General features: G+C 68.7%; 7 protein-coding genes. 5 read left to right on the plus strand and 2 right to left on the minus strand.

Translation table 11 applies throughout. The annotated features are described in order from the left end of the window. Positions 1-87 precede the first annotated feature (87 nt). The 4 genes from VF697_RS25460 (at position 88) to VF697_RS25475 (ending at position 3,169) form a co-directional block, all read left to right on the plus strand. A complete protein-coding gene (locus tag VF697_RS25460; RefSeq protein ID WP_331099310.1) occupies positions 88-1,587 on the plus strand; it encodes an ATPase domain-containing protein in 1,500 nt (499 codons plus the stop codon). 2 nt (positions 1,588-1,589) lie between these two features. Beyond that, positions 1,590-1,958, plus strand: a complete 369-nt coding sequence (locus VF697_RS25465; protein WP_331099311.1) for a response regulator — start codon at positions 1,590-1,592, stop codon at positions 1,956-1,958. An 89-nt stretch (positions 1,959-2,047) separates the two neighbouring features. Continuing rightward, positions 2,048-2,581, plus strand: coding sequence for a peptidase M23 (locus VF697_RS25470; protein WP_331099312.1), 534 nt, complete (start codon positions 2,048-2,050; stop codon positions 2,579-2,581). A gap of 183 nt (positions 2,582-2,764) precedes the next feature. After that, complete coding sequence (locus VF697_RS25475) at positions 2,765-3,169, plus strand: hypothetical protein (RefSeq protein WP_331099313.1); 405 nt, start codon at positions 2,765-2,767, stop codon at positions 3,167-3,169. 18 nt (positions 3,170-3,187) lie between these two features. Here VF697_RS25475 and VF697_RS25480 read toward each other — a convergent pair whose 3' ends face one another. Next, positions 3,188-4,846, minus strand: a complete 1,659-nt coding sequence (locus VF697_RS25480; RefSeq protein WP_331099314.1) for a M14 family metallopeptidase — start codon at positions 4,844-4,846, stop codon at positions 3,188-3,190. Between the two features lie 68 nt (positions 4,847-4,914). Here VF697_RS25480 and VF697_RS25485 point away from each other — a divergent pair, with 68 nt between their 5' ends. Then, a complete protein-coding gene (locus VF697_RS25485) occupies positions 4,915-6,291 on the plus strand; it encodes a pyridoxal-phosphate dependent enzyme (protein ID WP_331099315.1) in 1,377 nt (458 codons plus the stop codon). Position 6,292: 1 nt separating this feature from the next. Here VF697_RS25485 and VF697_RS25490 read toward each other — a convergent pair. Then, the coding region (locus VF697_RS25490; RefSeq protein ID WP_331099316.1) for a DUF2252 family protein at positions 6,293-7,127 on the minus strand (835 nt) is incomplete at its 5' end.

The raw sequence follows: 7,127 nt of genomic DNA on the forward strand, positions 1-7,127 counted from the left end.
ACCTCCCCCGCGATGGATAAACCGGCACGCAAGGGGCGTTGGCTCAAGAGACGGCCGTCCAAGGGCCCGGAACCGGTGGGGGACGACATGAGCGAGTCGACGACGGAGCGAGCCCAGGAGCGGGTACCCACCGGGGTGCCAGGCCTGGACACCGTTCTACACGGCGGCCTGCTCCAGTGGGGCGTGTACATGATCCAGGGCCGCCCGGGCGCGGGGAAGACCATCCTCGCCAACCAGGTGTGCTTCCATCACGCCGCCCGCGGGGGCCGCGTCCTCTACGCCACCCTGCTGGCGGAGACGCACGAGCGCTTGATGTTCAACCTCGCGCCGCTCTCCTTCTTCGATGCCTCACGCTTCCCCGAGCAGATCACCTACCTGAGCGCCTTCTCGACGCTCGAGGAGGGGGGCCTCAAGGCGCTGGTGGAGGTGCTCCGGCGCGAGGTGCGGGCGCGCAAGAGCACCCTGCTCGTGGTGGACGGCCTCGTGACGGTGGAGGAGAGCGCCCAGACGAAGCGGGACTTCAAGAAGTTCATCCACGAGCTGCAGATCCACGCCAACTTCGCCGGCTGCACCATCCTGCTGCTCACCAGCGCGAACACGGAGCCGGTGGGGCCCGAGCACACCATGGTGGACGGCGTGCTCGAGCTCGCCGACAACCGGCTGGGTCGGCGCGCCGAGCGCGAGCTGGAGGTGAAAAAGTTCCGGGGCAGCAGCTACCTGCGGGGCGGCCACGCCTTTCAAATCACCCGCGACGGCATCGTGGTGCTCCCGCGCCTGGAGGCGCTCCTGCAGGAGCCGTCGCGCGAGGACCCCTGCAAGACGGAGCGCGCCTCGACGGGAATCGCCCAGTTGGACCGGATGCTCCACGGGGGCCTTCCGTGCGCCTCCACCTCCGTCCTCTTTGGCCCCACCGGGGCGGGCAAGACGACGTTCGGGCTGCAGTTCCTCGACGAGTCGAGCAAGGACGAGCCGGGTCTCCTCTTCGGCTTCTACGAGACGCCGCCGCGCATCCTCCTCAAGGCGCGCGCGCTGGGGCTCAACCTCGAGAAAAAACAGAAGCAGGGCGTGCTCGACATCCTCTGGCACCCGCCCACCGAGCGCATCCTCGATGGGCTCGGCAACAAGCTGCTCGCGGCGGTGCACGAGCGGGGCGTGAAGCGGCTCTTCATCGACGGGGTGGACGGCTTCCAGCAGTCGGCGGCCCATCCCGAGCGCATCAGCCATTTCCTCGCCGCGCTCACCAACGAGCTGCGGGTGCTGGGCGTCACCACCATCTACACCAGCGAGCTGCAGGAGATGTTCTCCGCCGACGTGCGGCTGCCCATCAGCGGCATCTCGAGCCTCGTCGAGAACATCTTCTTCCTGCGCTTCGTGGAGCTGCGCTCGCGGGTCTACCGGATGCTGTCCGTGGTCAAGGTGCGCGACAGCGACTACGACTCCACCCTGCGCGAGTACCGCATCACCTCCCGAGGCATCGAGCTGGCCGACACCTTCGAGAGTGCCGAGTCCATCCTCACCGGCGATGCGAAGGCGGCCAGCGGGTCCCGGCCCAAGCGCAAGGGCCTGCTCAGGAAGCGGAGCCGTTAGCCGTGAAGACCCTCCTGGTGGTCGACGACGAGGTCGGCATCACCGATGCCCTCAACGAGCTGCTCAGTGAGGAAGGCTTTCTCGTCCTCGTGGCCAACAACGGGAAGGAAGCCCTCGCGCGCATCGCCGAGAAACGACCGGACCTCGTCCTGCTCGACTACATGATGCCGGTGATGGATGGGCGCGAGCTGCTGCTCACCCTCCAGGGCGACCCCGCGTACCGGAACATCCCGGTGCTCATGATGAGTGCCATGCCCCGCTCCAGCATTCCCCCGGACTGCAAGCCCACGGCCTTCCTGCGCAAGCCCTACTCCATCGACCGGCTCCTGGCGGAAGTGGGCCGGTTGCTCGGGACCCCCCCCGCGCCGTGAGCGCTGGGAGCACGCCCCTGTTCTTTCTCGTTTTCCTCATACATCGGGGAGTGCATGATGGGGTGCTCGACCCAGGAGGAACCATGTCCATGAGGAAGATGCTTCAGGCCGCCGCGGTGCTGGTGGTGTGCGGGTCCACGTCGGCCTTCGCGGCCACGGTGGTGGGGCCCGTCTGCAACCCCGCGGCGAAGGTGATTTCAACGACGTACGTGTCATGCACGGGGGGCAGCCACAACGCACTCGACGTGGGCGGCGTGGCGTGTGGCGATCCCCTCTACGCTCCGCTCGTCGGGGTCTACACCTACAAGCTCTACGGCGGTTGCGTGAATACGTGCAACGGCGACACCTGCAACGGGGGCGCGGGCAACTACTTCGTCGTGACGGGTGCCAACGGCTGGGACTTCCGCCTGCTCCACATCAACACCGACGCCAACTCCACCACCAAGACGTGTGACCGCTGCCTGCTGGGTCGAGTGGGAGGCACCGGCAGCGCCACCACCCCGCATGTGCACATGGACAACCGCCAGTACGGCACACGCAAGACGGCCTGGTACCTCAACGCCGGCACCACCTGCGGCTCCAGCGCCTCCTGCGGCAATGTGCTGGGCCAGCCCACGCTCTGAGGCCGATTTTTCGGGCATCTCCGGGCGCGAGAGGCCACCTGGTGAACGGATGTCTTCACTCCGAGTGCGCTTCTCGCGCTCATGCGCTCAACAGGTGACGGAAGCGAGCTCCCGGCCCGTGGCTGAACTGTCGTCGGTGTGGGGCCCGCCTAGAGTCCCCTCCATCCTCATGGGAGGAGGCGATTGAGTCGACGGCTGCTGTACACCAGCGAGAACCTCGACATCCACCACGAGGAGCCGGACGGATGGCTCTACGCGGACTGGAAGGGCTACCAGTCCGTGGACATGGTGAAGTCCGGCTGTGAGGAGATGCTCCGCCATCTCAAGGCCTTGCGGCTGTCGAAGGTGCTGAACGACAACACGCACGTGTCGGGCATCTGGGTGGGCGCCGCCTATTGGGTGGCGACCCACTGGTTCCCCCGGATGCAGGAGGCCGGGCTCCGCCACTTCGCGTGGGTGCAATCGCCCTCGCGGCTCAGCCAGATCTCCGCCGAGACGACCCTCGAGCGCGCCCCCTCGAGCCCGGCCGTGCTGTTCAACGACATCGCCTCCGCGACCGAGTGGCTCCGGAAGGTGGCCTCTCCCTGAGGAGAGGCCCCGAGGCCCTCACTCGGCCTTCTTCGGCGCGCGGGTCTCACCCACCACGCGGTGGACCGGGTAGAGCTCGCCCACCGTGATGCTTCCATCGAGGAACTGCCAGCGGCAGAAGCCGTCGTCGGAGTGCGGCTCGAGCAGGTACACGGCCAGGGTGCCCGCGCGCTGCGCCGTGGGGACGTACAGGGTGCCCGCGGGGAACTCGCGCGTGGAGCGCTCGGGGGCCACGGTGAGCACCGTCTCGAAGCGCACGGGCTTGGGCTTCTGGCTGAGGGGCACCTCGGCCTCACCGGGCGCCGGCACGTTCGCGGCCACGTCCGGACTGAAGGTCTCCTCGCGCCGGGCCACCCGGTAGCTGTCGACCGTGAACTTCTGGGGCGCGACGATGCGCTCGAAGCGGACGCCGTGCCCCTCCAGGCGCGAGCCGAGCTCCGCCGGCACGAGGTACCCCACCGGCGTGCTCACCGCCTGCGTGGGCACGAAGGTCCGGTGGTGCGGGGCGTCGTAGGCGCGCCGACGCTTTCCCGGGTAGCGCCGCTCGGCGATGCTCGCCTCGTCGAAGGACAGGAGGTGCGCGGTGTCCCCGGGCTTCGCGTAGGCGGGGTACTCGAACACGAGCGCGCCCTTGTCATCGCGCGTGGCCACCCCGTAGTTGATGCCCACGAGCGCCTGCACATCCGGCGCCTCGCCGCGCGCGACGATGCGCGCCTCCTCGGCCTCGGTGGCGGCGCGGTAGGCCTTGGCGTTCTTCGCCGCGTCGCGGAACAGCTCCAGCAGCCAGGCCCGCATCACCTCGCAGCGGCGCTCGTAGTCCAGGTAGCTGTAGGTCTCGAGCAGCACGTCCATCCGCCCGAGCAACCCGCGGTAGTGGCTGCCGAAGCGCGGGAGCGCCGGGTAGGTGTGCCAGCCCGAGCGGGGGTCGCTCTCCACCTTGTAGTTGCCGTACCAGAAGCTCTCGAAGTCGTGGCGCTTCTTCACCGCCTTGGCCACCCGCTCGAGCATCTCGCGGTTGAAGGCGCGCAGCTCGGAGAAGAGCGGCTCGTTGGAGTGGGACGTGTCGTAGGTGAGGTCGAAGGCGTGGATGCTGCCGTCCGTGGTGTGACAGTCGATGAAGAGGTGCGGCCACCACGTCTGGTACAGCCTGGCGAGGCAGCGCGTCTCGGGCGCCTCCTGCTTCATGTTGTCGCGGTTGAGGTTCCACCCCTCGCCCGTGTAGCGCGTGCCCACGCCGCCCGGAGGGTTCACCTGCCCCTCGAGGTTCTTGAGGTCCAGCTTGCGGTTGTTGGGGCTGATGCGGTCGTTGCCGTCGGGGTTGAAGTTGGGAACCAGCACGAGGCACAGCTTGTCGAGCAGCGTCTTGCCGAGCTTGGTGAGCGTCAAATCCCGGGCGAGCGCGAGCACGGACTCCTTGCCCTCGACCTCACCGGCGTGGATGTTGGCCTCCACCATCACGATGACCTTCTTCTGCTTGCGCGCCAGCTCGGGCGTGAAGCAGCCGCGGCCGCTCACGATGAGGGCCACCATGGGCTGGCCCTCACCACTGGTTCCGAAGTCCACGCGCCGGGCGAGCTTCGTGCGGCGGCACAGCTCGTCGACGAAGGCGAGCACGTCGGCGTGACGCGAGGTTTCGGTGTACTTCGAGGCTTCGGCGCGAGTGAGCAGCTCGGTCATGGGCGCGCATCCGAGCGCCCCCGTCTCGCGGCGTCAAGCATTTGGGAATCGTGTACTGTGCGCGGCCCATGCGCTCCGCTCCGGCTCCCATCGATCTCATCGGCCTCATTGGCAACACCCCCATGGTGCAGGTGACCCAGCTCGACACCGGCCCGTGTGAGCTCTTCCTCAAGCTGGAGAGCCACAACCCCGGCGGCTCCATCAAGGACCGCATCGGCCTGTCGATGATCTCCGCCGCGGAGAAGGCGGGCCAGCTCGGGCCCCACCAGAAGCACCTCGTCGAGGCCACCGCCGGCAACACGGGCCTGGGCCTCGCCCTCGTCGCCTCACAGAAGGGCTACCGGCTCACGCTCGTCATCCCCGACAAGATGAGCCAGGAGAAGGTCCTCCACCTCAAGGCGCTCGGGGCGGAGATCCTCATGACGCGCTCGGACGTGGAGAAGGGCCACCCCGAGTACTACCAGGACATGGCCGAGCGCATCGCCGGGGAGCTGGGCGGCTTCTACGTCAACCAGTTCGCCAACCCCGCCAACCCCCTGGCCCACGAGACCACCACCGGCCCGGAGATCGTCGCCCAGCTCGACAACCGCCTCGACGCCATGGTGTGCGGCGTCGGCTCCGGCGGCACCCTGGGGGGCCTCTCGCGCTACTTCGCCAAGGCCCTGCCCCAGTGCGAGATGGTGCTCGCCGACCCCGCGGGCTCCGTGCTCGCCGACTACGTGAAGACGGGCGTCATGGGCAAGGCCGGCTCCTGGGTCGTCGAGGGCATCGGCGAGGACTTCCTCCCCCCCAACGCGGACCTGTCCCGGGTGAAGAAGGCCTACTCCATCTCCGACGCCGAGAGCCTCGAGACGGCGCGCCTGCTGCTGCGCAAGGCCGGCATCCTCGCGGGCTCGTCCTCCGGCACGCTCATCGCCGCCGCGCTGCGCTACTGCCGTGAGCAGACTACCCCCAAGCGCGTGTGCACCTTCGTCTGCGACAGCGGCAACAAGTACCTGTCCAAGATGTTCAATGACTTCTGGATGGCGGACCAGGGCTTCCTGCCTCGCGCCGCCCATGGCGACCTGCGTGACGTCATCACCCGCCGCTACGCGGACCGGGCCGTCGTCACCCTGGCGCCCACGGACACGATGCTCATCGCCTATGGGCGGATGCGGCTCTACGACGTCTCCCAGCTCCCGGTGCTCGAGGGGGGCAAGGTGGTGGGGATGATCGACGAATCCGACCTGCTGCTCGCGGCCGTCAACGACGAGACGCGCCTGCGCCTGCCGGTGCGCGACGTCATGTCCACCCGGCTTCAGACGGTGGATGTGCGCACCCCCGTGCCCGAGCTGCTCTCGCTGCTCGACAAGGGCTTCGTGCCCATCGTCATGGACGGTGAGGAGTTCATCGGCCTCATCACCCGCATCGACCTGCTCAACCACCTGCGGCGCAAGCTGCGCTGAGTCAGTGGACGGAGCCCTGGCCCGCCTCACGGGCCTGGGCCTCGAGGAAGCGCGCGTAGTCCTCATCCACCTGGTCGGCGTAGGTGTCGGCGAACTCGGTGAGGGCCTCGTCGAAGCACGCGCCGCTCCCGAGGTAGCCCGTGATGGCCGCGGCGTCCCCGGTGCGTGCGTGGGCCCGGGCCAGCGTGGCGCCGCAGTCCTCCGCGTAGTCCAGGAACCCCCCCGCGGTCATCTTCTCCACGTCCAGCGAGCCCTTCATGTCGCGCAACTGCCGGACGTAGAAGGAGCCCATCCCCTCCACCTCCGTCCACCCGAGGAACAGGTCCGAGAAGGCCTGCATCCGCCGCTGGCCCACCACCACGCGCTCGCCCGCGCTCCGGGCGCCACTGGGTCCGAGGGAGGGCTCGAGCACCGAGGCCTGGGCCTCCTTCACCTGGAGCACCAGTGGATCCCCACTGCCATTGCCCTGGCACAGCACCACGTAGGCCTGCAGCCCCACGCTCCCCACGCCCACCACCTTGAAGCCCCACTCCACCTGCTCGTAGCGCCGGCACAGGTCCCGCACCGCGCCATCCACCGACTTCAGGTACCCCGTCGCCAGCCGCTTCACCCGGCGGTCGAGCTCGGACGTGGAGATGCCCATCTTCACCGCCGAGAGGGGGAAGAGCAGCGGAGGCTGGAAGGCGAGGTGGCGCCTCCCGTCGCGCTTCACGGTGAGCTTCTCCATGGCGTGGGCACTGGTATGGCGGCGGGCCTTCTCCGCGGCCTCGGCGGCGACCGGGGCGGTGCGGCGCGAGGCGTGCGCCAGCGCCTCCGCGTCCACGCGCAGCGTCCAC

Origin of the sequence: Archangium sp., assembly GCF_036388035.1 — a bacterium.
Taxonomy (GTDB): Bacteria; Myxococcota; Myxococcia; order Myxococcales; family Myxococcaceae; genus Archangium.